At 53.3% G+C, this 25059-nt stretch carries 21 protein-coding genes; 19 read left to right on the top strand and 2 right to left on the bottom strand.

Features of this window, described 5'->3' with window-relative positions; all coding sequences use genetic code 11:
- Positions 1 to 111: 111 nt before the first annotated feature.
- The 6 genes from M4I36_RS16285 to M4I36_RS16310 all read left to right on the top strand — a co-directional run bounded on the left by M4I36_RS16285 (position 112) and on the right by M4I36_RS16310 (position 7548).
- Entirely contained in the window at positions 112 to 675 is a 564-nt protein-coding gene (locus tag M4I36_RS16285) for a small multi-drug export protein (RefSeq protein WP_258112817.1), read from the top strand.
- A 128-nt stretch (positions 676 to 803) separates the two neighbouring features.
- The gene (locus tag M4I36_RS16290) at positions 804 to 2099 is read left to right on the top strand and encodes an MFS transporter (protein WP_258112818.1); all 1296 of its coding nucleotides are present in this window, start codon (positions 804 to 806) and stop codon (positions 2097 to 2099) included.
- 200 nt (positions 2100 to 2299) lie between these two features.
- Positions 2300 to 3547, top strand: coding sequence for an MFS transporter (locus tag M4I36_RS16295; RefSeq protein WP_258112819.1), 1248 nt, complete (start codon positions 2300 to 2302; stop codon positions 3545 to 3547).
- A complete protein-coding gene (locus tag M4I36_RS16300; protein ID WP_258112820.1) occupies positions 3531 to 5594 on the top strand; it encodes a hypothetical protein in 2064 nt (687 codons plus the stop codon). The genes M4I36_RS16295 and M4I36_RS16300 overlap by 17 nt, the downstream gene beginning before the upstream one ends.
- 140 nt (positions 5595 to 5734) lie before the next feature.
- Positions 5735 to 6700 carry a PstC family ABC transporter permease gene (locus M4I36_RS16305; protein ID WP_258112821.1) on the top strand — a complete coding sequence of 322 codons (966 nt, stop codon included), beginning with the start codon at positions 5735 to 5737 and terminating at the stop codon, positions 6698 to 6700.
- Positions 6697 to 7548, top strand: a complete 852-nt coding sequence (locus tag M4I36_RS16310; RefSeq protein WP_258112822.1) for an ABC transporter permease subunit — start codon at positions 6697 to 6699, stop codon at positions 7546 to 7548. The genes M4I36_RS16305 and M4I36_RS16310 overlap by 4 nt, the downstream gene beginning before the upstream one ends.
- On the opposite strand, the gene pstB is transcribed toward M4I36_RS16310, so the two are convergent.
- Complete coding sequence (pstB, locus tag M4I36_RS16315) at positions 7524 to 8276, bottom strand: phosphate ABC transporter ATP-binding protein PstB (RefSeq protein WP_258112823.1); 753 nt, start codon at positions 8274 to 8276, stop codon at positions 7524 to 7526. The two genes, M4I36_RS16310 and pstB, sit on opposite strands and share 25 nt — an antisense overlap.
- A gap of 261 nt (positions 8277 to 8537) precedes the next feature.
- Here pstB and asnB point away from each other — a divergent pair, with 261 nt between their 5' ends.
- From asnB to galE, 7 genes are all read left to right on the top strand, one after another.
- Positions 8538 to 10427, top strand: coding sequence for an asparagine synthase (glutamine-hydrolyzing) (asnB, locus tag M4I36_RS16320; RefSeq protein ID WP_258112824.1), 1890 nt, complete (start codon positions 8538 to 8540; stop codon positions 10425 to 10427).
- Between the two features lie 137 nt (positions 10428 to 10564).
- Positions 10565 to 11470, top strand: coding sequence for a C39 family peptidase (locus M4I36_RS16325; protein WP_258112825.1), 906 nt, complete (start codon positions 10565 to 10567; stop codon positions 11468 to 11470).
- Between the two features lie 31 nt (positions 11471 to 11501).
- Entirely contained in the window at positions 11502 to 12191 is a 690-nt protein-coding gene (locus M4I36_RS16330; protein ID WP_258112826.1) for a response regulator transcription factor, read from the top strand.
- Positions 12188 to 13594, top strand: coding sequence for a sensor histidine kinase (locus M4I36_RS16335; RefSeq protein WP_258112827.1), 1407 nt, complete (start codon positions 12188 to 12190; stop codon positions 13592 to 13594). The genes M4I36_RS16330 and M4I36_RS16335 overlap by 4 nt, the downstream gene beginning before the upstream one ends.
- A gap of 145 nt (positions 13595 to 13739) precedes the next feature.
- A complete protein-coding gene (gene galT, locus M4I36_RS16340) occupies positions 13740 to 14723 on the top strand; it encodes a galactose-1-phosphate uridylyltransferase (RefSeq protein WP_258112828.1) in 984 nt (327 codons plus the stop codon).
- Positions 14720 to 15919, top strand: a complete 1200-nt coding sequence (locus M4I36_RS16345; protein WP_308661365.1) for a galactokinase — start codon at positions 14720 to 14722, stop codon at positions 15917 to 15919. Before galT ends, M4I36_RS16345 begins: the two co-directional genes overlap by 4 nt.
- Positions 15916 to 16920, top strand: a complete 1005-nt coding sequence (gene galE / locus M4I36_RS16350) for a UDP-glucose 4-epimerase GalE (RefSeq protein ID WP_258112829.1) — start codon at positions 15916 to 15918, stop codon at positions 16918 to 16920. The genes M4I36_RS16345 and galE overlap by 4 nt, the downstream gene beginning before the upstream one ends.
- 96 nt (positions 16921 to 17016) lie before the next feature.
- Here the strand turns inward: galE and pruA are convergent, their stop codons facing one another.
- Complete coding sequence (gene pruA / locus M4I36_RS16355) at positions 17017 to 18564, bottom strand: L-glutamate gamma-semialdehyde dehydrogenase (protein ID WP_258112830.1); 1548 nt, start codon at positions 18562 to 18564, stop codon at positions 17017 to 17019.
- 495 nt (positions 18565 to 19059) lie between these two features.
- On the opposite strand from pruA, the gene M4I36_RS16360 reads away from it, so the two are divergent.
- The 6 genes from M4I36_RS16360 (at position 19060) to M4I36_RS16385 (ending at position 24977) form a co-directional block, all read left to right on the top strand.
- Positions 19060 to 19905 carry a cytochrome c oxidase subunit II gene (locus M4I36_RS16360; RefSeq protein ID WP_258112831.1) on the top strand — a complete coding sequence of 282 codons (846 nt, stop codon included), beginning with the start codon at positions 19060 to 19062 and terminating at the stop codon, positions 19903 to 19905.
- Between the two features lie 24 nt (positions 19906 to 19929).
- On the top strand, positions 19930 to 21891 hold the full coding sequence (qoxB, locus tag M4I36_RS16365) for a cytochrome aa3 quinol oxidase subunit I (RefSeq protein ID WP_258112832.1): 1962 nt from the start codon (positions 19930 to 19932) through the stop codon (positions 21889 to 21891).
- Between the two features lie 26 nt (positions 21892 to 21917).
- The gene (locus M4I36_RS16370; protein WP_258112891.1) at positions 21918 to 22529 is read left to right on the top strand and encodes a cytochrome (ubi)quinol oxidase subunit III; all 612 of its coding nucleotides are present in this window, start codon (positions 21918 to 21920) and stop codon (positions 22527 to 22529) included.
- 3 nt (positions 22530 to 22532) lie between these two features.
- On the top strand, positions 22533 to 22862 hold the full coding sequence (gene qoxD, locus M4I36_RS16375) for a cytochrome aa3 quinol oxidase subunit IV (protein ID WP_258112833.1): 330 nt from the start codon (positions 22533 to 22535) through the stop codon (positions 22860 to 22862).
- A gap of 152 nt (positions 22863 to 23014) precedes the next feature.
- Entirely contained in the window at positions 23015 to 23944 is a 930-nt protein-coding gene (locus tag M4I36_RS16380) for a heme o synthase (RefSeq protein ID WP_258112834.1), read from the top strand.
- 28 nt (positions 23945 to 23972) lie between these two features.
- A complete protein-coding gene (locus M4I36_RS16385; RefSeq protein ID WP_258112835.1) occupies positions 23973 to 24977 on the top strand; it encodes a COX15/CtaA family protein in 1005 nt (334 codons plus the stop codon).
- Positions 24978 to 25059 lie beyond the last annotated feature (82 nt).

Below are 25059 nucleotides of genomic sequence, written 5' to 3' on the forward strand. Positions count from 1 at the left end.
TTTGCACTGTTGTATGAAAGAAGCGTTCGAAATTTGGGGAATTCGCTTTTGGAAATTGTCCGAGTTGAGTACAATGAGAGGCATCGAAGTAGGGAGGTGTTGGCGTCGGGAATGCGTTTTGGTCAACCACAGATGCAGCCACGGAGTTTTCTTCAGTTGTTGCTGTTTTGTATCGGCGCCTCCTTGACGTTCTTTTTAAGTGCGCTGTGGATTGGCATCATGCAGGGAAAGACGCTCCTGACACTGTCCCTGATTGGTGGGTCCATTTTGCTCGAGGCGCAGCCAGCCGCTTTGGCCAGTGTCCCTCTGGGGTTTCACCCAGTTCCAGGCGCCGTTATCAGCATACTGGCGAATTGCATTCCGTTGCCTTTTTTACTCTTAATGTTTCAGCAGATTACTCGGCGGTGGCGGTGGCTTGGTCGCAAGTTAAAAAAAGCAGAAAAATGGTCGGGGAAATTTGGCCGTTACGGTGTCTGGGGGCTCGTGCTCTTGTCTCCTTTTCTTGGAGCATATGCGTCCGTCGCTGTGTCTTATGGTCTTGGATGGAATCCGGTGCGCGCGCTTATCAGCATTCTCATCGGGATGGTAGCTTCCGCATTCATCATTACAACCGGAGGGTATTGGGTTGTGAGTTTGTTCCACCACGCAAATTTTTTAGCACTGCACATTCACTAAAACAGGTGCTAACAGGTCATACTCTCTGGTTCATTTGATTCCGACATTTCGAGTAGTAAAATATAAAGGCATGCAGTCAATGGCTCAGCATGGGCCATCTTTTTTTGCCGCGAAAGGGTGTGTGTCACGTGAACTGGTTATCCCAACGCCTGGAATTCTGGACTTCCCTGCATCCGTCTACGCGGCGGCTGATTGAAACCAGATTTCTGCGCAGTATCGGTCAAGGCGCTCTTGGCGTCGATTTCACCCTGTACCTCGCGGCACGCGGGTGGGACGCAGGTGAAATAGGACTTTTGCTGATGGGTGGGGGACTCGCCAATGCCGCGCTCAGTTTACTCGTGGGCGTCACGAGTGACCGCTTTGGACGCAAGGGATTCTTACTCCTCTATGAACTTGGCCTGATTTTAGCCACCGCAGCCATCGCGGCGTTTCCGCACATTTGGATTCTCATCTTATCAGCCGTTCTCTTTGGATTTGGGCGAGGAGCCAACGGGAATTCAGGACCATTCGCTCCGGCGGAACAAGCCTGGTTAGCCCAACACATCAGTGGAAAAAAGCGAGGCTCCGTGTTTAGCTTTAACGCCGCTCTGCAGTTTTGGGGTATGGCGATTGGATCAGCATTGGCTGGCATTTTGCCCCATTTATTACCTGGGGTCGTTGGCGCAGCCGCGTATCTTCCTCTCTTCCTACTCAATCTCTTCGTCGCCGTTGTCAATTTTGTTCAGATTGTCTTCATTCAAGATGACAAATCAGTGGCTGACGAGGTGCCAGAGAGTGCGACGACGGAGGAGAAAGAGGCTGTGGCTGCACAAGAACAGACGGTCCGCAAGCGAGAAAACAGGGCACTGTTGTTACTGGTTCTGGTGAATCTCGTAAACTCTTTAGGGGTCGGCCTCGTCGCGCCACTACTCCCCTATTGGTTTGATATTCGCTTTGGCGTCGGACCTACGGCCATCGGGTCGATTTACGCTATCACCTTCATTTTAACGGGCATTTCGTCGATTGGAATTGGCAAGCTATCGCAGCGGGTTGGTCTGGTTAGTGCGATTACGTTACCCCGGCTACTGGGTGTCGCCATGCTCATTGCCATGCCGTTTGTCCCGACATTTGGCATCGCCTCAACCCTCTATGTCGTCCGCTCCATCGTCAATCGTGGCTCGATGGGTGCGAGACAGGCTTTCTCCGTTGGTCTGGTCCGCAATCAACGACGGGGCTTCGCGAGTAGTTTAAACAATTTGAGTTGGAGCTTGGCTGCGTCGTTCGGCCCTGCCATTGGGGGTTGGTTGCTCGATATGGGGTCTCTTTTTTGGCCCTTTGTCATCGCTTCTGCTTTGCAACTCGCGTATGTGATTTTGTTCACCAAAGTTATGGGGAAGTATGACCCAACGTCCAACCGAACCGCTTCGGCTGGTTCTAAGGGGTGACGTGTTAGGAAATTTCGCGCAGTCGTTTCGCGATAGTCATGGGACGTTGCGATCACGACTAGAACCACGTTCATCCATGTGTCGACCGATGGAGAGATAACGTCGGATTTTCCCGACAATTGCAGGATAATTGTCATTGCGAATCGAATTGCAAAGAGTAAACGGAGAATCTGAAGTTTGTAAGAACGCGGGGGACCGGGATGAGTGAGCGGCAATCGTCCAATTTGCGACAAACACACTGGCTAGGCATGGCTGGGCTAAGCAGAAATGTTGGGTTTGCCGCGAACAAGGTGTTTGCGGCAAACCTACTGCAAGTGATTTTACCAGCACCTTTTCTCATTGGACTCATTCTCGGATTAGAAGGTTTCTTTGGTTTGGTTCTAAACCCTCTGACGGGGTATTGGAGTGACCGAACGCGTCGGCCATGGCTTCGTCGCAAGGTGTATGTTATGGTCTGTCTCCCCATTGCAGCCGTCGCTTGGTGGACTTTTTGTAGTGTACACCACGTTTTCTTCGCGGTTCTTGCACTGGCTATTTTCTATGCGTTCGAACAGTCCTCGCTCAGTCCGTATCAAGCATGGATGCCGGAAATCACACCGCTCGAGCAGCGGGGAATAGCGTCTGGTTATTTGAATTTTTGGTGGCAAATTGGAAACCTCTTGTCGTTTCTCGTTATTCCGATATTGTGGGAAATGAATCATTCCGTGGCCTATCTGTTGACGGGCGTCCTCATTGCTGCAGGGGGTCTTGTGACGGGACTGTTCGTGATAGAGCGTCCAGAACGCGTAGTTCGTGAGAAACCATCTTTGCGTTCCTATCGTCCGCTGCTATTTGGTAATTTGAGATATTTTTTTCTGTTTCAATGTCTCTCTTGGATTGCTTTCGAAGCGATTGCCTCCTTTTTTACTCTTTTTACAGTCAAAGACTTGCATGGGACGGTTCTCGATTCGGGACTTATCATGTCTGTGTTTACGGCGGTTGTCGTTGTTGTGAGTCTACTGTCTGGAGCGCTGTATCGGAGAGTATCGCCAAAGTGGCTGTTGGTAGTCGCGGCTATCGGATTCGGAATTCTAGTTGTGTTAGGATACTCTGTCCAGACCGTACCGCAAGCTTTCCTGTTGGTCGGGGTAGCTGGTGTCTTTTGGTCCCTTAATATGACTGTGTCTTATGCTTTTGTGTCGGATTTGCTTCGCCGCGCCGTATCGGATGAACTCGCTGCCAATCAACTCAGCGGTGGACTCTACGGAATGTCCAATCTGGTGCAGTCGGTGGCCCTTCTGCTCGCCGCGCCGATAGTCGGTGCATTCATCCGACTCTTTGGTGACGATTATCGCGCCATGTTCGCGACGAGTGCTGTCGCTAGCTTTGCTGCAGCGCTTGTCATTCTCGCTGTGACGGTGCCTCGCGTTTCAGAAAGGGTGGAAGAGAACATTGCCGACGTCATCTAGTCAAAACGTGGCAAATGCTCGAGTGCAGCGGCCGTTTGTGGGTCGGGTTGCGGAAATTCAGACATTTCGCAAGTGGGTTCAGGCTTCAGAACCCCCAACTCAAATGTGGACCGTCTCCGGCATGGGAGGCATCGGGAAGTCCAGCTTGCTGGCAGAATTTATTAAGATGGCGCGTGGCCACGACCAAGTTGCCATTCGCCTTGATGGACGTCTGTCTTCACCCAGCCCGACTGGATTTCTAGAGTACTTGCGAACCTCCTTGGACATGGAGCTGGGGCCCAATCGACCCCACGGGTTTGCTCAGTTACCCTTACTTCTAAGGGGTCGCAAATTTGTTATCGCCATTGATAATTTTGAGGCGTTGCGTGCGATGGAAACATGGTTGATGGAGGACTTTTTCTCGCGGTTGCCGGATGTCAATGTGCTGTTTGTCAGTGCCTCTCGACAGCATATTTCCCACATATGGGAGTCGCATGACTACTGGCAAGAGCGCCTTCAAGTCATGCCCTTAGGCCATTTGTCCCAAGCGGACATGCAGCAATACTTCTTAAGGCACAAGCACATCCTCCCAACGCAGGTCGATCCGCTGATTCACCTGACGGGCGGCCACCCACTTTCGCTTCAACTTGCCGTCGAAGCCGTTCACAGTGGTCTCAAAGGGGATGCATTATTGCAGTTTGTCGCTGCGAAAGTTAGCGGGCATTTGCTGCAAGACCTAGTGGACGAGTCTCTTCACACAGCGGTCGACATTTTGACCATACTCTCTTCGACCAATCATGACGTACTCCGAGATTTACTCGGTCCCACGTTTACACAGAAAAAATACCACCAACTCATGGACATCTCCTTCGTGGTCGGTACTCCTTCGTTGCTTGCGCTGCATGACGTGGCTCGCTCACATCTCTTGTTTGACTTTCGCTCACGCCAACCACAGCGCTTGGCTCGTCTGCGCTTTCGACTGCACGACTACCTCCAGCGCAAGTTGCTGAGTGCCCGACCTGAAGTAAAGATGCTTTACGCTCGGAGTCTCTTGACGCTTGCGCTGGATGCTTTTGAGTATCACAGTGACTATGCAGACGTCACGGTCGATCCGCTGAAGTACGAGGTGGTCTCGGCTCGCCGTGACGACTTGCCGAGACTGCATGCCATTTTAGACGACTGGTGCACGTACAGCGTAGACCCTGGAGAAGAGCAAGCTTATCATGACTTTTTGGAAGAACTATTCTTGTCCTTTCCAGAGTGCTTTCGAGTCATTCGCAATGAACTGGGTCAAGTCGTCGCCATGTTCATCAGTGTGCTCTTACACGAGGGCACTGCTCCACTCGTCCTTCGGCACTTTGCAACCGAAGTTCGCGAGTGTTTTCCCGGTGAGAATGTTGCCTGTCCACTAGAAGAAGCACATTGCTTTCTTGCGGTGCTCGGCGCATTCGCGTTTGATGCCGTTGATTATTCAGGGGCGGAGATGATTGGAGCCTTGGCGAAGGACACCCTTTCTGTGTCCGGGCAGGGCATTCGTTTTGCCCTGGTGGTCACACATCCAGCATTAAAAGAACTCTTAACCCGATTGGGCTTTTCGCGCAGAGAGACGGTCAGTCGCGAGTGCGACACCACGGAGTACACAGCGGAAGTGTTTGAACTGGACCTTCGCGAGGACGGATTTGTTCGCTGGACGAGGAGACTGCTGGAAGCTGCGCAGTCGGCGGCGAAAATGGGAGGGCCAGTGGCGGTGGATGTTTCGTTGCTGCGTGAGGCGTTGTCCGTAGCGAGATCGCCCAAAAAATTGTATGCCACTGAGTTGGCGAAAGGTCTGGAGTTGGATGGTGATACGCTCTATGACTGGTTTCAGAGGTCACTCTCCGAGGAGGTCCCGCCTGCTCCACTGACCGTGTCGTCTCAATCGCTGTTGCGGGTGCTGTATTTGGAGTGTGGTGGAAACGTCAATAAAGCCTATCCGCTCTGCAACGTCAGTCGGCCGACATTTTATCGCTATTTGTCCGTTGCTTTAGAGCAGTTGGGCGAAGCGCTATTGTCCTTTGTCAGCCTGTAATCATGACGTGTTGGCAGCGGCGACTAGTCACTCGGCCGTCCCTGTGGTAGTGTGGGAATCTGAGTTCTGGGACCTGCCGTGGGGTGGTTAGCGTTCGCAGAGCGAAGAGACCGTGTTGACCGGGGGAGGGACCATGTCGGGTGTTGAAAAAATTTCGTCAAGCGACCGCACGCGACCGCTGGTTTTTCTTGTTGTCCGGGGCGGCAGCGGTGATGCCGCTGTTGCTGTTCTGTGGTGTGTTCGCCCTGCTCGTCTCGATGTCCGCGCCCCTCGCTCAGTCGGGAGGCAACCGTGATTGGATAGCATCATGGTCCGTGATTCGATTGTTGTGGACGACGCTTTTGCTGTCTGCAGGAGCCCTCATTGTGGCAGTTCCCGTGTCCATTTCGATTGCGACGATTCTCGCCTACCGGGTGCGAGGGCGAGTGAGTTGGTGGATGTCGCTTCCAATAGAATTTCTCACGACGGTTCCCGGTGTGATGGTCGGGATTTGGGGTCTAGTCGTGCTGGTCCCTCATCTTCAAGCGTTTGTTCAGCCTTCGCTTTGGCGGCTCTCTCAAGCTGTTCCTTGGCTTCAACCGGTATTGGCACAAGGCTATCGGCTGCTGTCTATCTCACTGGTGCTGGCCTTGCTCGCTACACCGCTCATCACGGTTACGGTCCGAGACCTTTTGTTGCAAGTACCTGAGTTGGTCCGAGAAGCGGGTCTCAGTGTGGGCATGACGGATTGGCAGGTCGTGCGATATGTGAGTCTTCCTCACGCGCGGCGCGCGGTGGTTGGATGCATTTTGCTCGGGTGGAGTCGCGCTCTGGGTGAGGCGGTCGCGGTATGGATTGTGGGTGGAGGGATTACGTGGGATAAGGCTTGGTTTCCGTTGCGAGGGGCGCTCTCTGCCGCAACGTCAAGACCACCGGTGAACACGGTTGCGTCGATGCTCTTGGAACGCTTTTTTCACGGTCAATCATGGTCCACAGAGGATATGCAGGGACTGGCGCTGTTGGCGCTTGTCTTGTTCGGCGTGACCGCACTGACGAATGGACTCGCTTTGGGATTCGTTCGGGAGACGCGGTCGTTTAGACCGCCCATCAGGAGGGGAGAGCGGTGAGACGTTCCATCGCAGGGTTTCTGTGGAGCCGCCTTGCTTGGGGCATAGGATGGGTCTGCTTCGTGCTCGTTATGCTCACGCTCGCTGACATCCTCTTGTTTGTCATTCGTCAAGGAGCCATCGCCATGACGGGGCAGATGTTTCTCAGTGCGGAAGGCACTATGAGTCTACTCAGACCACTCTTCATTTCTCTGTTCTTGACAGTCATCGCATGGGTGGTGAGCGTGCCAGTGGGTGTGGCGGGGGGCATTTTTACCGCGGAGTTGGCCACGCTTCGCTTGGGGAACGTGCTTCGGGTGTTTTCTCATCTGCTCTCTGGGATGCCGTCGGTCATCGCCGGCTACGCAGTCTATGTCCTTCTTGTCTGGGATGGAGGAACTGTGTTTTCCCTGTGGGCCGCGGTGGTGGCCTTGGTGGTCATCTTACTCCCGTCAGTGCTTGGATCTACAGATGCGATTCTCTCACGTGTCCCCAAGTCTTCTCGTGAAGCGGCGCTGTCACTTGGACTGACCCGCGTTCAGGTCGTCACGCGTGTCTTGGCGCGCCCTGCACTCGGAAAACTGACCCGAGAACTGCTCATTTTGACGGCCCGCTGCATTGGGGAGACCGCCCCGCTTCTGTTCACAGCTGGGTGGGTCAGCCAGTTGTCTGGCCCCGCTAGTCGCCATGGTGGTATCCCATACTTGACGGAGACTGTGCTCTTGTTCGTGACCACCGCCAACAGCAACAAGAAACATCTGGCGTCGGCGGCGCTACTCCTTTTGCTCGTACTTTTGTTGCTCCTGCACGGGCTGGCTCGAATCGGCCGCAAGCACAGAGAATCTCAACCGAAGCGCCCAGCAATGTAGTCTTCTGTCCGCGCATCTGCGGGTCTGGTGAAGACGGACGAAGTCTCCCCTAGTTCAACAAGTTCGCCTTCGAGAAAAAATGCCGTATTGTCCGCGATTCTTGCCGCTTGCTGCAAGTTGTGGGTAACGATGACGATGGTCAACCTCCCTTTGATTTGATCGATGAGTTCTTCGATGCGCACGGTCGATACGGGGTCGAGTGCGGAGGCTGGTTCATCCATCAACAGGACGTGCGGTTCCATCGCCAAGGCTCGCGCCATGCAGAGTCTTTGTTGTTGTCCGAGAGAGAGCTGTCGGACGTCTTCATTGAGGTGGTCTTTGACCTCATCCCACAAAGCACATTCGCGTAGGCTTTGCTCCACGCGTTCGCGCACGTCTCGCTTGCTCCGCAGACCCGAAAGTTTTAGCCCAATGGCAACGTTATTGTAGATGGAGAAGTGAAAAAACGGATTGGGTTCTTTAAACACCATGCCGATGCGGCGGCGGACGGTGGCTGGAGGTAAGGCGAGAATGTCCTCTTCGCCGAGTACAATAGTTCCTCCTATGCGTGCAGTTGGATTCGTCTCGTGCATCCGATTAAAGCATCGGACCAGAGTTGATTTTCCGCATCCGGAGGGGCCAATCAATGCAGTCACCTGGCCCTTTTCAATCGACATTGAGATGTCTTTGAGCACCTGTTGGCGCCCGAACCATGCATTTAACTGGGTGACCGTCAGTGATTTTGCCACGCGTTTGTTCATCCTTCCACCATTCGATGGGTTGATTATAGCGCATTCGCAGAGACCGTATCGCGAAGGATGAGTCCAAGCCAGTCGGCAGAAGTCTGAGCAGAGCGGTAAGTATCCACCGCGCATCTCCACAGGTTTACCACAAGTGGGACACAGTTCTTTAACCTCCTGTCGCGGATGAACTTCTATACTGCAGGCAACCATGAACATAGCGAACTTTTTAGACCAATAGACGGTTCAACGAAATGGGGCAGTGAAGTCATGTGTGGCATTTGTGGATTTGTCGAACCGATGGGGCGGGTCGTGGATGCAGACATGGTTCTGCGGATGACGCAAGCGATGTTTCATCGAGGTCCGGATGACGAAGGCTTTTTTCTGGATGGAGAAGTAGCCATGGGATTCCGTCGCCTGTCGATTGTCGATTTGGCGCGTGGACATCAACCTATGTCGAATGAACGTGAGACGGTATGGGTTGTGTTCAATGGAGAAATATACAACCATCAGGAATTGCGGGAACAGCTTGTCGCGCGTGGACACGTGTTTGCCACTCAATCCGACACGGAAGTGTTGGTTCACTTATACGAAGAGCACGGCATGGAACTCGTTCACCAGTTGCGCGGAATGTTTGCGTTTGCTATTTGGGACCGGGAGCGGCGGGAGATGTATTTGGCTCGAGACCCATTTGGCATCAAACCGCTTTACTACACGCACACTTCTTCCGAATTTGCTTTTGCCTCTGAGGTGCGGGCATTGCGGGCGACGGGTCGTGTGAGCGCAAAACTCGATGCACAATCAATGTGGGATTATTTCACTTTTCAATACGTGCCGGATCCACAAACGATGTATTCCTCGATTCACAAATTGCCACCTGGACACTACATGCGTTACAAAAAAGGCCAAATTCAAATTACCCGTTATTTCCGGCCGTCCTTTTTGTCGGACACGGAGGGTGGCTTGGAAGTTCATATCGAACGAATTCAGAGTGCCCTGCGCGAGTCTGTACGACTGCACATGAGTGTGGATGTGCCGTATGGGGCGTTTTTGTCGAGTGGTGTGGATTCGACGGCTATCGTTGCGATGATGCGCGAGGTCGATGCAGACGTGAACACATTCTCGGTCGGATTTGATGATGAATATGGAACTCGCAATGAGCTTGAGGCGGCTCGTGCGACCGCCCGTCAACTGCAAACGCGCCATCACGAGGTATCCATTTCCCTTCCTACTTTCCTTGAAACTTTGCCGAAAATGTTGGTGGCTTTGGACGAGCCGATTGCGGACGTCAGCGCCTGTGCTCTGTATTTTGTGGCAGAGTTGGCTGCACGCGAAGTGAAAGTCGTACTGTCCGGAGAAGGCGCGGATGAATTGTTTGCAGGCTATCCCATCTATCATGAGCCGAATTCCTTGCGCGTCTTTGAACATCTCCCGCCAAGTGTTCGCATGCGCATAGGGAAAGTGGCACGCCTTCTTCCGGACGGTATGAAGGGTCGTAGCTTCCTGGAGCGCGGCGCAGTTCCCCTCGAACGCCGGTTTGTGGGCAATGCAAAAATTTTCTCTGAGGACGCAAAATCGGAGCTCTTTGCGAAGCACAGTTATGTGCATTCTTCATTTGCGGTCACGGATGAAGTGTATCAAGACCAGACGAGCGCGGGAGATATTACACGCATGCAGTTGGTAGACTTGCAGACCTGGTTGCCGGGGGATATTTTGATGAAAGCTGACAAGATGACCATGGCCCATTCCTTGGAACTACGGGTGCCGTTTCTCGATAAACGCGTCTTTGCCGCAGCGACAGCTTTGCCGGAGCACCTGCGCATTCATGGGCAGACGACGAAGTATGCTCTCCGTGAGGCAGTTCGTCCGATTGTTCCGGAAGCAGCGGCAAGACGGCCAAAACTAGGCTTTCCGGTACCCGTGTCAAAATGGCTGGAGCACTCTTTGAAGGACCACATTCGCGACGTCATCAGCGCAAGTCCGGTACGTGAATATCTCAACCTCCGTTACGTTGACGAGCTTTTCGTTCACCATGCGAGAGGCCGGCAGGCGGCGTGGCGTGAATTGTGGACGGTCTTCACCTTGGCTATGTGGGCCATGCCTTCGACCGAAAGCGTTGGAGCGGACCAACAGAGATTGTCGGTGCGTCGAGAAGCGTAATCTGTCTATGCACGGTGTGAGGAAATACCATGCCAAGATAGACCATGGTCAATTGAATCCGCACCATGTACACTGGAAACACATCGACTTGACGGAGATTTGGACCAGACAGCGTTCAGCGAGAGGGGGGGCGGAATGTGAATAAACACAGGGGCCGTCGTGGTCGGCGACCCATGGCCAGCAGGCGCCGGAGCGGGCGGCGCACCGCGGCGCTCTTGTTAGGAGCAGCGTTCACCGCGGCGGTGGCTTTCTCTATCGCCTACCTTCCTCACGTTCTCGGCATCTCTGGGCGCAGTGCCAGCCTTCGACGGTCTCCCGCCCGCTCGGCATTGCGCTCACCACAGTCGCAACACCCTTCTACGCATCCAACACAATCTGTTCTAGCAAAACAACGACCAGCGCCACTGCCGCAGAGTGTGCTTTTGAGCGTGCCGGCTCAGTCGCAATTGCCCCAACTCCCCGATGGGTGTGAAATGACCAGCTTGTCAATGATGCTGACAGCCATGCACCATCCCGTCAGCAAAATGTGGTTGGCCGCTCACATGCCCTTGGCCAAGGCGCAGCTCATTGAAGGAGCTAATGGTCTTCCGAAATACTGGGGTGACCCAAATGTAGGGTTTGTTGGAGATGTTTACTCTAGTGCTGATGGGTATGGAATCTATCACGGCCCAGTAGCGCGCTTTTTGGACAGCATTGTCCCAGGGGCTGCTGTGGACTTGACGGATAAGCCTTTTTCGGTCGATCTCGCCAGTGTCGCGGCGGGCCGCCCGGTCATGCTTTGGACCACTGCGACCTTCCAACCAACGGATGACTGGGTCACCTGGGAAAGTCCGCAAGGTCCAATAAGGGCGACGTTCGAAGAGCATGTGGTCTTGCTCGTGGGATATAACGCCACCCAACTGTTTATCAACAATCCGCTGAATGGAGAGAAAGCCGAAGCGGTGAATAAGTCTGATTTTTTGCAGGCATGGCATCAACTGGGCGACCAAGCGGTGACGTATCGGCTTCCAGTCGGGGTCCGCAGGCGGATTCCTGCGAGTTGACCATAGAGCCAATCAGGAAGTAGGTGCAGTCGTGTCTTATCATTTGCTGCTCGTGGACGATGAAACTAAGGTGATGGACTTTATGAAGCCTTTTCTAGAAGGCGAAGGATTTGAAGTGAGCAGTGCGTCGAGCGGGCCAGAAGCGTTGCGGAAAGCTCAGGAATTGTCTCCTCATCTCGTCGTCTTGGATTGGATGTTGCCGGGTATGAGCGGACTGGAGGTCTGCCGTGAATTGCGTAAAACTTCTCGACTCGGCATTATTATGGTCACCGCAAAGGCGGAGGAGACGGATAAAGTCCTGGGGCTAGAAATGGGTGCGGACGACTATTTGGCAAAGCCATTTTCTCTTCGCGAGTTGTCGGCGCGCATCAAATCGGTGTTGCGGCGCATGGGCGAGGAAGTGGATGAGGATCGCGTTTTGGAGCGTGGCAGTCTGCGCATTGATGAAGCGAAAGTGAGGGTCTGGAAAGAGGGTAAAGAGGTGCCCCTCACTCCGACCGAGTTTAAGCTGCTGTTGACATTAGCTGAGCGTCCGGGAGTCGTTTATAGCCGCTTGCAATTGTTGAAGGCCGCGGTTGGAGAAGAATATTTGAATTATGAACGCACCATTGACACGCATATCAGTCACTTGCGGCAAAAGCTCGAGGATACCTCAGCTCATCCTGTCTATATTCAGACTGTGTACGGTATTGGCTACCGTTTTGGAGAGTTAGGGTCGTGAAGCTGAGAACCAAATTGACCGCGATTTTGGTGTTTTTAGTGGTCTCCATGGCGACCATTTTCTATTTGATTGCGCACAGCTACTTTCTATCCCTGTTCGGCCAATATGTGGAGATTGCCGAACACGGGGAAGCAGAGCAGTGGGCGCGGTCCCTTGGATTTTACTACTCCACCCATCATGACTCCTGGTCGGGCGTGGAGTCCTACGCAGACGCTCTGCGGACGCAGTCCGATCTCGCCCATCCGCACAACTATGTCGAGGAAGTGACCATTTTCGCACCCGATGGACGGGTGTTGACCAGTGTCGGGCATCGCGATGTTTCCGGGGCGTCTCGAGACCATTTGGATGATGACGATGGACTCTCGTCGGGAATGCGCTCCGACATCGTCATCAACGGTCGGCTGGTAGGCCGAGTGGTCGTGGAAGACACCGGATCGGACAGTTTACATGACGCTCAAATTCGCGTCTTGCGCTCGATGGACGTGGCGACGATTGGCGGTGGTCTAACCACCACGTTGATGGCGCTCTTCTTGGGACTTTTGTTTGCGAGCCGTTTGACGAGACCATTGGGTGTACTGATGCGCGGCATTGAGAGAGTCGGGCGTGGAGATGTGGGTGTGCGGGTACCTGCGCTGACCAAGGATGAGTTGGGAAGAGTCGCGGCACAGTTCAACCAGATGGCCGAGCGACTGGAGCAGACGGAGGCGGCCCGCCGCCGGCTAGTGGCGGATGTGGCGCATGAACTGCGAACCCCGCTGACGGTGATGGAAGGTCAGTTGGAGTTGATTCAACAAGGCATTGTGGCACCCGATGAGCAGACGTTGCTGCCCATTCTGGACGAGGTTATGCGCCTGACAAGGCTCGTCGATGACTTGCATCAGTTGTCGCTTGCAGATGGTGGCGTGCTTCCTTTGCACCGCCAATGGACGGATATGGTGGCGCTGGTTCGAAGAATTGTCGACAATTTTATTTTTGAAGCCGAGGAACGTCGTGTGCGGCTGTCTTTTTCTACGTCCGCAGAGCACATCTCTGCGTTTGTCGACGCGCATCGATGCACGCAAATCATGGTCAATTTGCTCGGAAATGCCATGCGATACACGCCCGCCGGAGGAAGTATCGATGTGCATCTCGTTCGGCTGTCGACGACCGTCCGTTGCACTGTGACCGATGACGGCCCTGGCATACCAGCGGATCAACTCGCGCACGTATTCGACCGATTTTACCGCGGAGAGACCTCGCGTTCTCGGGAGACCGGGGGTATGGGACTTGGCCTTTCGATTGCTCGCGAATTCGCGAATGCCCACGGCGGCACGCTGACCGCATCCAATCACAGTACTCGTGGTGCCGTGTTTACTCTGACCCTCCCCCTCGGGGACACGGAGGCGACCACCGCCCATTCCTGACGCAATGCGGCATAGCCCCGCTGCGATTCAGTCTCCCAAGCAGGACTGACTGGTACCGAAATTGTCCCACTGCCAGCGGATGCTCTGACCTTTCTTTCGTGTTAGACTGAATAGATGACAATCAATCGGTCAGGAGGGTGGCATTGTGGCAGAACTACGATACAATCCCATACTACGCGACTGGACCATGGTCGCTTCCAATCGGCAGGCGCGACCAGACATGCCGAGCGGCCAGTGTCCATTTTGCCCAGGTTCGAGTAAAGTCCCTGCTGTCTATGATGTATTCGCGTATGACAATGACTTTCCGGTGTTGTCGCCGCACCCCGATAACCCGCAGCCTCCATCTTCGTCCCTTTATCGATCCCGCCACGCTTATGGGAAGTGTGAAATTGTCCTTTACTCTTCTGACCACCATGCGTCCCTCTCGTCTCTGTCTGTTGAACATCTGGGCAGAGTCGTGGAACTGTGGACGGACAGGTATCGAGCTCTGACGGCGGACGAGCGGCACCAATACGTGTTCATCTTCGAGAACCGCGGTCGGGAAGTAGGCGCTACGATTCAACACCCGCACGGACAAATTTACGCGTACCCATTCCTCCCCGTCAAAATTCGTACGGAACTTGAGTCGTGTCAGCACCATCATGATGTCACGGGACACTGTCTGCTGTGTGACATCGTGTGCGCGGAATTGGCGGAAGGCACTCGAGTCATTGCGGAGAACGAAGACTTTGTTGCCTTCATCCCTTACTTCACGGACTTCCCCTACGGGGTGTGGATCTCACCGAAAGTACATAAACCGAATCTGGATGCTCTCACAGAGATGGAGAAACATCACTTCGCGCACATCCTGCATCTTGTGACAGCAGGCATGGACGCATTGTTTGACCGCGAGTTCCCATACATGATGGCGCAGCACCCCACGCCTCCTCACATGCCGAGGGCAGAGTGCTATTACCATTATCACGTAGAGTTTTATCCGCCGCTTCGCAGCGCGGACAAAATCAAGTTTCTGTCGTCTTCAGAGACGGGTGCTGGAGCTGCAGCCAATCCAGCCGCAGTCGAGCAGACGGCGGCTCAGATGCGCGAGGCTATTTTGCGAGTTCAAACGCGCGAGGGGGGACAGTCGTGATATCTTTGATTGCAGAGCACTTGCCAGCGTTTTTGGATTTTTCTCCGGGTCCCGTGGAGGAGATACGCGTCTTCTTTGCGCCAGGTCGCGTCAATTTGATGGGAGAACACACGGATTATAATGGTGGCTATGTGTTGCCAGCAGCGTTGGCGCTCGGCACGTATTTGTTCGTCCGCCCACAGCCTGGCTCACGCGTCCGCTTTGCTTCGAGTTCTTTCTCAAAAGTAGTCGATGGACAATTAGACTCGTTGCAGTATCAGTCGGAACAGGATTTTGCCAATTATCCGCTGGGAATGCTCTCCGAGTTGCAGAATAAAGGGTATGAGTTATCAAAAGGAGCAGCCGGGGACTATTACTTCGTGGGCAATCTACCCCACGGGGCAGGGCTGTCGTCGTCCGCGTCGGTCGAAGTCGTGACGGGTTACGCTGCTTCGCGGTTATTGAACGCACTTATCGACAAGGCGGATATCGCCGTGATGGCGCAAGCTGCGGAAAATCACTTCGTGGGCGTCAATTGCGGCATTATGGATCAGTTCAGCGTGGCTATGGGCAAAGCTCATCATGCGCTGTCTTTGCAATGCGATACGCTGGAGTACGCGTATGTCCCCATCGCCTTGGAAGGCGTGACGCTGGTGTTGGCCAATACCAACAAACCCCATTCACTGGTGGAGTCGAAGTACAATGAGCGGCGCAGTGAGTGCGACCGAGCGCTTGAGGACCTCCACCGTGCCGGGTTGACGTATCCGAATCTGGCGGCCATCTCCGTCGAGGAGTTTGCGCAGGTAGTGCAATGCTTTTCAAGTGAAGTCGTTCGTCGCAGGGCGCGGCACGTCGTCTTTGAAAATCATCGCGCGAAGCATGCGCCAAGATTGCTGGAGCAAGGCGACGCGGCCACGTTTGGACAGTGGATGCACGACTCGCACGTCTCTCTGCGCGATGACTACGAAGTGACCGGCGAGGAACTCGATGCGTTGGCACAAGCCGCTTGGAGTGTACCAGGGTGTCTCGGTAGCCGCATGACTGGCGCTGGCTTTGGCGGATCGACCGTGTCTTTGGTCAGAACCGACTGTGTGTCCGACTTCATGGAGACGGTCGGTCGCGTCTATCGAGAGCGGATAGGCTACGATGCGTCATTTTACCAGACGGATATCGGTGATGGAGTGCGGGAACTGACAAAGGAGGCGTGGTTGTCGTGAGGATTTTGGTGACGGGGGGCGCAGGCTACATCGGTAGCCATACGGTCGCGGAATTGGTGGCCCACGGGCATGAGGTGACGGTGGTCGACAATTTGCGCCAAGGGCATCGCGAAGCACTTCGCCCTTTTCCGAGTGTAGCCTTTCACGAATTGAGCTTGCAGGATGAATCGCAGATGGTCGAATTGATGAGGTCACGAGGTATTGAGGCCGTGGTCCATTTTGCCGCCAGTTCTCTGGTTGGAGAGAGTGTCCAAAAACCGCTCGCGTATTATCGCAACAATCTTTGTGGGACGGAACATCTGCTGTCCGCTATGGTCGCCGCGAAGGTCGACCGCATTGTCTTTTCTTCGACCGCTGCCGTCTACGGTGAGCCGAGTGACATTCCCATTCTCGAGTCGTCGCAAAAACAGCCGACCAATCCTTATGGCGAGACGAAACTTGGGATTGAACGGATGCTGCACTGGTCCAGTGCGGCTTATGGAGTCCGCTCCGCATCGCTCCGCTACTTCAATGCGGCCGGTGCGCATCCGTCGGTGCCTATCGGAGAAGACCACAATCCGGAAACACACCTCATTCCTCTCGTCTTGCAAGCAGCACTCGGCCAGCGCGAAGCCATTTCCGTCTTTGGCACCGACTATGGAACGGCTGATGGCACTTGCATTCGCGACTACATCCATGTCTGTGACCTCGCCACGGCACACCGCTTGGCGTTGGAGTGGTTGGAGACAGCGAGCGGAGCGCATGCATTCAATTTGGGCAATGGTTCCGGATTCTCTGTCAAACAAGTGATTGATGCTTCGCGCAAAGTCACAGGGCGGTCGATTGCGGTACGGGAAGTGGAACGGCGTGCGGGCGATCCGGCCGTGTTGGTGGCCTCTCCGGCGATGGCAGAGCAGACGCTTGGTTGGCGGCGAGACTATACAAATCTGGAGGCCATCCTTGAGACTGCGTGGCGCTGGCACGAAAGCCATCCGCATGGATATTCTGAGAGTTTGTCATAGGCAGGTCGCTTATTCCGGATTTCACCAAGGCCATCTAAAGAAAGCGGTTCTCTCTGAGAGAACCGCTTTTGCCGATGGATTTTTGAAAAAGGCGTTTTAGAACCGTTCGGAGACCACTTTCGCCTGCATGAATTGAAGCAAATAGTCGGGGCCGCCAGCCTTGGAATCTGTTCCAGACATGTGAAATCCCCCGAAAGGATGAACGCCAACGAGGGCACCTGTGCATTTGCGATTGAAGTACAGGTTGCCACAATGCATGCGGTCACGCGCTTGTTCTAAGTGAGCCCGATTGTAGGAGTATACGGAACCAGTCAAACCGTACTCCGTGTCGTTAAAGGTGTCAAGTGCATCCTCAAAGTTGTCGGCGCGATACATCGCCAAAACGGGGCCGAAAATTTCTTCACACATGATTTTCTGACCGCGCTTTGCGTCCGCAAAGACCGTCGGTTGAATGTAATAGCCCTCGCTCGGTCCACGCTCTCCACCAACCAGCAGATTTGCCTCCGACTTGCCAATTTCGATGTAGCGCATGATTTTGTCGACCGACTTCTGCTCGATGACGGGACCGTTGTAGAAATTTTGCTCCGGTGGCCCCATTTTCAGGGCTTTGGTCTTTTCCACCACGCGCTCCACGATTTCGTCGTAGACTTTCTTGTGGAGGATGGCGCGCGAAGCCGCCGAGCATTTTTGACCCTGAAAACCGAAAGCGGACGACACGATGTCTGTCGCAGCCAGTTCAAGGTCCGCGTGTTCATCGACGACGATACCGTCTTTTCCGCCCATTTCGGCAATGACGCGCTTCATCCAACGCTGTCCCGACGCCGTCTTGGCAGCGCGTTCGGAGATACGAAGTCCGACTGCTTTCGATCCGGTAAAGGACACGAACCGCGTCTTTGGATGGTCGACCATAAAGTCGCCAATCTCCTCTGGTGGTCCGGGTACAAAGTTGATGACGCCATCCGGAAGTCCGATATCGTGCATCATTTGGACAAATCTCGCGGCGATGACCGACGTATTGGGAGATGGCTTGAGCAAAACGGTATTGCCTGTGACAATGGCAGACGTGGTCATCCCGACCATAATGGCGAGAGGAAAGTTCCAAGGTGGGATGATGACGCCAACACCGAGAGGTATGTAGAGTTGGCGGTTGTATTCGCCGGGGAGCGGAACGAGTGGTGTACCTTCTCCGTAGCGCAGCATCTCTCGTCCGTAGTATTCGAGAAAGTCAATGGCTTCCGCAACATCTCCGTCCGCTTCTGCCCAATTTTTGCCGGCCTCGTAGACTTGCCAAGCCGCCCATTCTAATTTGTCTCTGCGGATGACAGCTGCAGCTTTGAATAGGTACGTGGCTCGCAGTTCTGCACTTGTATATCGCCAGTCTTCAAAACGTCGAGTCGCTACTTCGAGTGCCTCTTCAATGTGTTGTCTGGTCGCTTGGCAGACAGACCCAATCACTTCGGAGATGCGGGCGGGATTGGTAGAGGGTAGCACAGATTCGGTCGTAACCGCTTTCCCGTTGATTAAGAGCGGATAGGTCTTACCGAACTGGGACTTCACTTTTGCCAATGCGGCCTCCATCGCTGATTTGTTGGCTGGAAGCTGAAAATCTAAAAATGGCTCATTGTGAAAAGGGGTAGTCGTCATCAAGGTTCCTCCCATACTGTGAGTGACATCGCACATCTATCCTATCATGAACCGCCACCTCGGTTCATGTGCCAGAGACAGCCATTGCCCATCATTGGGAAACTAAGGCGACGTTATGCCGCTCTCGTTTTAGGAGGCAATGACGAATTTGTTCATGTATTCCTTTCGTGGATAATTCGCTAAGGGCATGGCAATACTGCGAACACTTCGCCCGACAGACTGTTGCAGACCGTTCCTCTCAAGGGCTCAAAACAGCCACATTGAAAGCGCTTTGAAATTACAATACTTCCATAGGGGTATTTGTGACAATTTGTCGAACTTGTTGTGGTATTTCTGTTAACAGCCTTGATGGGTTTCTTTGAAATGCGGTGATTTTTGCTCTATGAAAAGGGTTGCAAATGGTATTATCTATTCCGGGAGCCATGGGCTTTGCAGGATAGGTCTAGTGTCTGCTGAGTTTTCTACTTTGGGCTTGGAGAGGGGTTGGAAACGTCGATGAGGTCGCCCAAACGCCGCCTGACGAGTCTATTGCTGATGTTCGTGGCGACTGCGCTCTTGGCCACGGGATGTGGTTCCAAGTATGCGGTCATGTCACCAGCAGGTCCGGTGGCACGCAGTGAGTTGCATCTAATTGTGTGGTCATTCGCTATCATGATTTTCGTCGTTATCGTCGTTCTCGTGTTGTTTGTCATGGTGTTGGTGAAGTTTCGCAACAAGCCAGACACCAAATCGGTCTACACTCCGGATTGGGAAGGTAGTCGGAAATTAGAGACCATCTGGACCGTCGTTCCCATCATCTTGGTTGCGGCCATTGCCGTACCCGCGGTTCTCACCACGGGAGATTTGGAAAGTCCGCCAAAGAGCAAGTACGCGGCCGTCACCATTGACGTGATTGCGGCTCGTTGGAAATGGATATTCCAGTACCCAAAACAAGGGATTGAAACGGTCGACTATGTGGTTATCCCAGCTCGTGCTCCCATTGACTTTCAGTTGACTTCCGTGGGTCCCATGAACACACTCTGGATACCTCAACTTGGCGGCATGGAGTTTGCAATGCCCGGTAAGGACTTGAAACTGTGGCTGGAAGCTGGACATACTGGCACATATCTCGGTCGCAGCGGTCAGTTCTCCGGAAAAGGTTTCGTACACATGCAATTTGAAACCTACGCAAAGTCGGAAGCAGACTTTAATGCTTGGGTGCAGCACGTCAAAGCTACACAGCCTGCCCTCAGCGAATCACTCAGTCGCAAGCTCATCAAACAGGCCAGTGTCGTCAAGCCTATGACATTCTCCTCTTACCCGTCTGACCAAGCGCTCTTTGCTCAAACGAATCAACAGTAATTCAGGAGACCATGAGGGAGGGCTATGCACGTGAATCCAGCAGTTCGCCACTTTATTCTCACCTTCTTCCCACATAACGTCCTGGAGTTGGGGGCTGATGGTGCCATCATCATGGCATCGCTGGCCATTGTCTTCGTCCTGACGTACTTTAAGAAGTGGAAGTGGCTATGGCGAGAGTATTTGACAACGGTCGACCATAAAAAGATTGGCATCATGTACATCATTGCTGCCATTACCATGCTTTTCCGCGGTGGCTCAGATGCCATTCTCATGCGGTCGCAGTTGGCATTTCCGAATGAGCATTTCTTATCTGCCAATCACTACGATGAAATTTTCACCACGCATGGTACGGTCATGATTCTGTTCATGGCTATGCCGTTTGTTATCGGTCTGTTCAACGTAGCAGTTCCGCTGCAAATTGGCGCGCGCGATGTGGCTTTTCCGTATTTGAATGCCATTTCGTTCTGGCTGTTTTTCGTCGCGGCTCTCTTGTTCAACCTGTCTTTTGTCGTCGGCGGTTCGCCGAATGCCGGGTGGACATCGTATACACCGCTTGCTGGGGCGCATTTTGACCCTGGTCCAGGAGAGAATTATTACTTAATCGCCCTTCAAATTACAGGTATTGGTACTATCGCTACAGGCGTAAACTTCCTCGTCACCATTTTAAAGATGCGTGCGCCTGGCATGACGTTGATGCGGATGCCGATGTTCACCTGGTCAGTTCTCATCACGTCCATTCTCATCATCTTCGCCTTTCCAGTTTTGGCTGTCGATTTGGCGCTGTTGTTGATTGACCGATTGTTCGGGGCGCACTTCTTCACCATATCGGCAGGTGGTATGCCTATGCAGTGGGTCAACCTGTTCTGGATTTGGGGACATCCCGAGGTGTACATTGTCATCTTGCCGCTGTTTGGAGTATTTTCGGAAGTTGTCGCTACCTTCTCCCGCAAGCGTCTTTTTGGTTACGGTGCCATGGTCGTTTCACTCTTGGCCATCTCGATTCTTTCCTTCGTCGTCTGGGTCCATCACTTCTTCACGATGGGTGCTGGCGTTGGTGTGAATGATTTCTTTGGTGTGTCGACCATGCTCATCGCCGTTCCAACGGGTGTCAAGATGTTCAACTGGCTGTTTACCATGTGGCGAGGGCGGGTTGAATTCGCCATGCCAATGCTGTGGGCGCTGGCGTTCATTCCAACCTTTCTGATTGGCGGACTGTCCGGTGTCATGTTGGCCGTTGCCCCAGCTGACTACCAGTACCACAATAGTTACTTCCTCGTGGCTCACTTCCATTATGTGCTCGTGGGTGGAACAGTGTTCGGGTGCTTCGCAGGAATGTATTACTGGTGGCCCAAAATGTTTGGCGTCAAATTAGACGAACGCACGGGTCGCTGGGCTTTCTGGACTTGGATTGTTTCGTTCAACGTCTGCTTCCTACCGATGTTTGTCGTCGGGTTGATGGGCATGACCCGCCGTATGTACACGTATCCCGCCGGACTCGGTTGGATGCCCTACAACTTCGTTGAGACCATCGGTGCTTACGGGATGGCTATCGGCTTTGTATTGATGGTGTACAACATTGTCTACAGCATACGGAAGGGCGAACGTGATTTGACCGGCGACCCGTGGGATGGGCGCACGTTGGAGTGGTCAACCACTTCCCCAGCACCCGAGTACAATTTTGCGGTAACTCCCGTCGTTCATGACCGCGATGAGTGGTGGTATCAGAAGTACGTAGACAAATCGAAGAAAGAGAAACCGGTGATTCGACCGATTCACATGCCGAACAACTCTGGGAGACCGATTACTCTCGCGGCAGGATTTGGTCTCGCTGGCTTTGGCTTCGTGTTTGCATGGTACGTGCCAGCTATTCTCGGCCTGCTCATCGTTTTAATATGTCTCGGGGCTCGGTCTTTTGAACTCAATACGGACCACTATATTCCGGTGGACGTGATTGAGCGCACCGAAGCTGCAGCAGGGAGGTTGTAAGGTTGGCGTATTCGATGGAAGCGGACATGGAGCACGACCACCACATTGACACGTCCAAACCGATGGAGTACTCCACGGAGGACGGTAGCCTTAAAATCTTCGGTTTTTGGGTGTTTTTGGGTTCTGACTTGGTGCTCTTCTCCTGCCTGTTTACGATGTACATTCTCTTGTTCCGAAACACGGCTGGCAGCTTCACGTCACAGCAGTTGTTCGACTACCCGACGTTTCTATCCGAGACGTTTTTGCTCTTGACCAGTTCGTTCACTTGCGGTTTGGCCACATATTCGATGCGTCGGGGCATGAAAAATGCAACCATTGCCTGGCTGATTGTGACCGTACTGCTCGGACTTGGGTTCATCGGATTCGAAGTCTCGGAGTTTACCAAGTATGTAAGCATGGGTGCCACCATGCACACGAGTGCATTTTTGTCCGCCTTCTTTACTCTGGTTGGCACACATGGTTGCCACGTTTCACTCGGTATCTTGTGGCTGACGTCCATCATCATTCAGGTGGCGATGCGCGGATTAAACCCTGTCACGACTCGAAAAATCTTCATCGCCGGTCTGTACTGGCATTTCCTGGACGTGGCATGGATTTTCATCTTTACCGTTGTGTACTTCATGGGAAAGGTGTTGTAAGCGATGGCGTCCAACGACACGACGAAGCATGGTCAACACCATCAAGAAGCTTTTCCGTGGAAACACATCATTGGTTTTTTGTTGTCGCTGGTGTTGACCTTCGGTTCTCTCTGGTTTGTGCTCGGCTCACACCTGCCGAGCCAAGCCGTCATCTCTGCCATCGTCATCCTGGCAGTGTTCCAGGCGATGATTCAGCTCTTCCTGTTCATGCATTTGACAGAGACTTTCGGACCGAACTACCAGCAGTTCTTGATTTTCTTCGCGTTTTTCATTGCTTTCACTGTTGTGGCAGGTTCCATCTGGATTATGGCGTTTAAGAGTTACGTGGCGTAGGTCTCAGGGTCGAGGCGGCATAACGCGTATAGGCATATGCCGCCAGTGCCCGTCATCGGGCGGACAGATGGTTGGTTGAGTTCTGTTCTCTGTGTTGGCTTCAGGCGTTATTCTGCAGTGTTCTGCATCCATCAGGGAGGAAGGGTACGAACATGTCGATGGTTGAAAGAGAGACTACCCAGTCGCAAATCGTTCGAAACCCATCGTTCATATACAAGTCGTTTCAAATGTTTAGCGCGTATGTGGCAACAACGAAACCCAAAATTCAAATCATGCTTCTTTTTACTGGCTATGCGGCGATGATTGTTGCGATGCACGGTATTCCACGCATCGGTTTAACGATCAACACTCTTTTGGGTCTCGCCCTTGCCACGGGAGGCTCTGCTTCTATTAATATGTGGTATGACCGGGATGTGGATGCTATCATGCACCGGACCGCCAATCGTCCTATTCCCACGGGTCAATTAAAACCGAGAAATGTCATGCTGTTTGGAGTTGCACTGATTGCCATCTCATTTTTCTACTTGATTTGGACGGTCAATCCGCTGACCGCTGGCTTGGCTTTAGGTGGGGCGTTCTACTACGCGGTGATTTATACCATGTGGCTGAAGCGGCGGACACCTCAAAACATTGTCATTGGTGGAGGTGCCGGTGCGTTCCCGCCGCTCGTAGGATGGGCTGCTATCACGGGTCATTTGGCACTCGCACCTATTTTGATGTTCGCGATTATTTTTTTGTGGACACCACCCCACTTTTGGGCGTTGGCTCTCTACAAAAATGAGGACTACACGCGAGCGGGCATTCCGATGATGCCCGTCGTGAAAGGAGCGAGATCGACCAAACGGCAGAGCTTGGTCTATGCGGTGCTGCTGTTGGCGGTTTCACTGCTGTTGGTATTCACGGGTCAGGTGGGCTGGATTTATACGACCGTTGCCGGCGTCATCGGGCTTGTCTTTCTGGGCTTTGTGCTCCGCTCTTTTCTGGAATCGGACGACAGTTTGGTCTGGGCCAAGAGAACCTTCCTTTGCTCACTCATCTATATACCGGCTGTCTTTGTGATGATGGTCGCGAACATTCGCTAGAGGCAGAGGAAAGGGTGAGGGACTGCCGATGAACAACAAACCGTCCGGTGGCAACTTTCAGCCGCGATTGACACTGACTTTTGCGGCGCTCACTGTCTTTTTCTTGTTTGCTGTCAACACGGTGGGTTTTGTTGATACCGAAACAGGGTCTGCTCTTGGATGCGGACATCAGTGGCCTCTTTGTCACGGATACTTGATTCCGCCGCATATGGGTTTGCACACGTTGATTGAGTTCAGCCATCGCGGACTCGTTCCGATTGCTACGATTTTTCTCCTCTTGACTTCGGCTATGGCGCTTAAACTCTATCGTCGTGTCAAAGAGGTCGTCTGGCTGATTGTCATCGCTATCGCTGCAGTTCTGATGCAAGCTGCTCTCGGTGCCATCGGTGTTTTGCATGGAGACCCGCCGTGGTTCTTAGCGTTTCATTTTGGCATTTCGCTGATTGCATTGAATGGTGCCGTGCTGCTCTTTTTGGTCATTCGCCAGTTGCGCCGAAGCAACGCAGATGTGCGTTCGGGGAATTATCAGCTGCGCAAGGATTATAAAGACAAGCGCATTCGGCGCTGGACATGGATTACCGTCATCTACATCTACATCGAGATGTATTTCGGGGCGTATATCTCGAGCACCGGAGCATCGAAATTTTTCAAAGGTTGGCCAGTACCTACAGAGTCGTTCAAAGTCGCGGGTTTTGCGATGGTCGACGATTGGATTCATCGGTCTTTGGCGCTAGGACTCATTATTTTGAGTTTGATGCTTGTGCGGATGGCCTGGCAGGTGCGCTTTGAACGGCCAGACATTCTGCGCATCGGCTGGACTCTCTTTGGACTGGTGATAGCGCAGGCGTTGAGTGGCGCTTATATTGTGCTTGATCACGGTCTAGCTTCGTTTTTGGTTCACGTCTCGTTGGTGTCTGTGTTGTTTGCGACTCTTTGCTACCTTGCGTTGCAAGTCTTGCCCGACTCGAGGAGACCACTGGAGGCGAAACCAAGCCGCAAATCACCGTCCGAAGGGACCGCTGCGAAGGTTTGATAGCGCTTTTGTCTGTCTGTGTAGGCGAGTGGACTGGACATTGGACCGCTCCGGCGTTCTTCGCGGAGCGGTCCTGTCTGTG

This window comes from Alicyclobacillus sp. SP_1, from assembly GCF_024706985.1.
Classification (GTDB): domain Bacteria; phylum Bacillota; class Bacilli; order Alicyclobacillales; family Alicyclobacillaceae; genus Alicyclobacillus_I.

What these genes read in the sequence shown, in the direction of transcription:
- M4I36_RS16285 (WP_258112817.1), top strand. Translation starts at nt 112, where the DNA reads ATGCGTTTTGGTCAACCACAGATGCAGCCACGGAGTTTTCTTCAGTTG.
- M4I36_RS16295 (WP_258112819.1), top strand. Translation starts at nt 2,300, where the DNA reads ATGAGTGAGCGGCAATCGTCCAATTTGCGACAAACACACTGGCTAGGC.
- asnB (WP_258112824.1), top strand. Translation starts at nt 8,538, where the DNA reads ATGTGTGGCATTTGTGGATTTGTCGAACCGATGGGGCGGGTCGTGGAT.
- pruA (WP_258112830.1), bottom strand. Translation starts at nt 18,564, where the DNA reads ATGACGACTACCCCTTTTCACAATGAGCCATTTTTAGATTTTCAGCTT.
- M4I36_RS16360 (WP_258112831.1), top strand. Translation starts at nt 19,060, where the DNA reads ATGAGGTCGCCCAAACGCCGCCTGACGAGTCTATTGCTGATGTTCGTG.
- qoxB (WP_258112832.1), top strand. Translation starts at nt 19,930, where the DNA reads ATGCACGTGAATCCAGCAGTTCGCCACTTTATTCTCACCTTCTTCCCA.
- M4I36_RS16370 (WP_258112891.1), top strand. Translation starts at nt 21,918, where the DNA reads ATGGAGCACGACCACCACATTGACACGTCCAAACCGATGGAGTACTCC.
- qoxD (WP_258112833.1), top strand. Translation starts at nt 22,533, where the DNA reads ATGGCGTCCAACGACACGACGAAGCATGGTCAACACCATCAAGAAGCT.
- M4I36_RS16380 (WP_258112834.1), top strand. Translation starts at nt 23,015, where the DNA reads ATGTCGATGGTTGAAAGAGAGACTACCCAGTCGCAAATCGTTCGAAAC.
- M4I36_RS16385 (WP_258112835.1), top strand. Translation starts at nt 23,973, where the DNA reads ATGAACAACAAACCGTCCGGTGGCAACTTTCAGCCGCGATTGACACTG.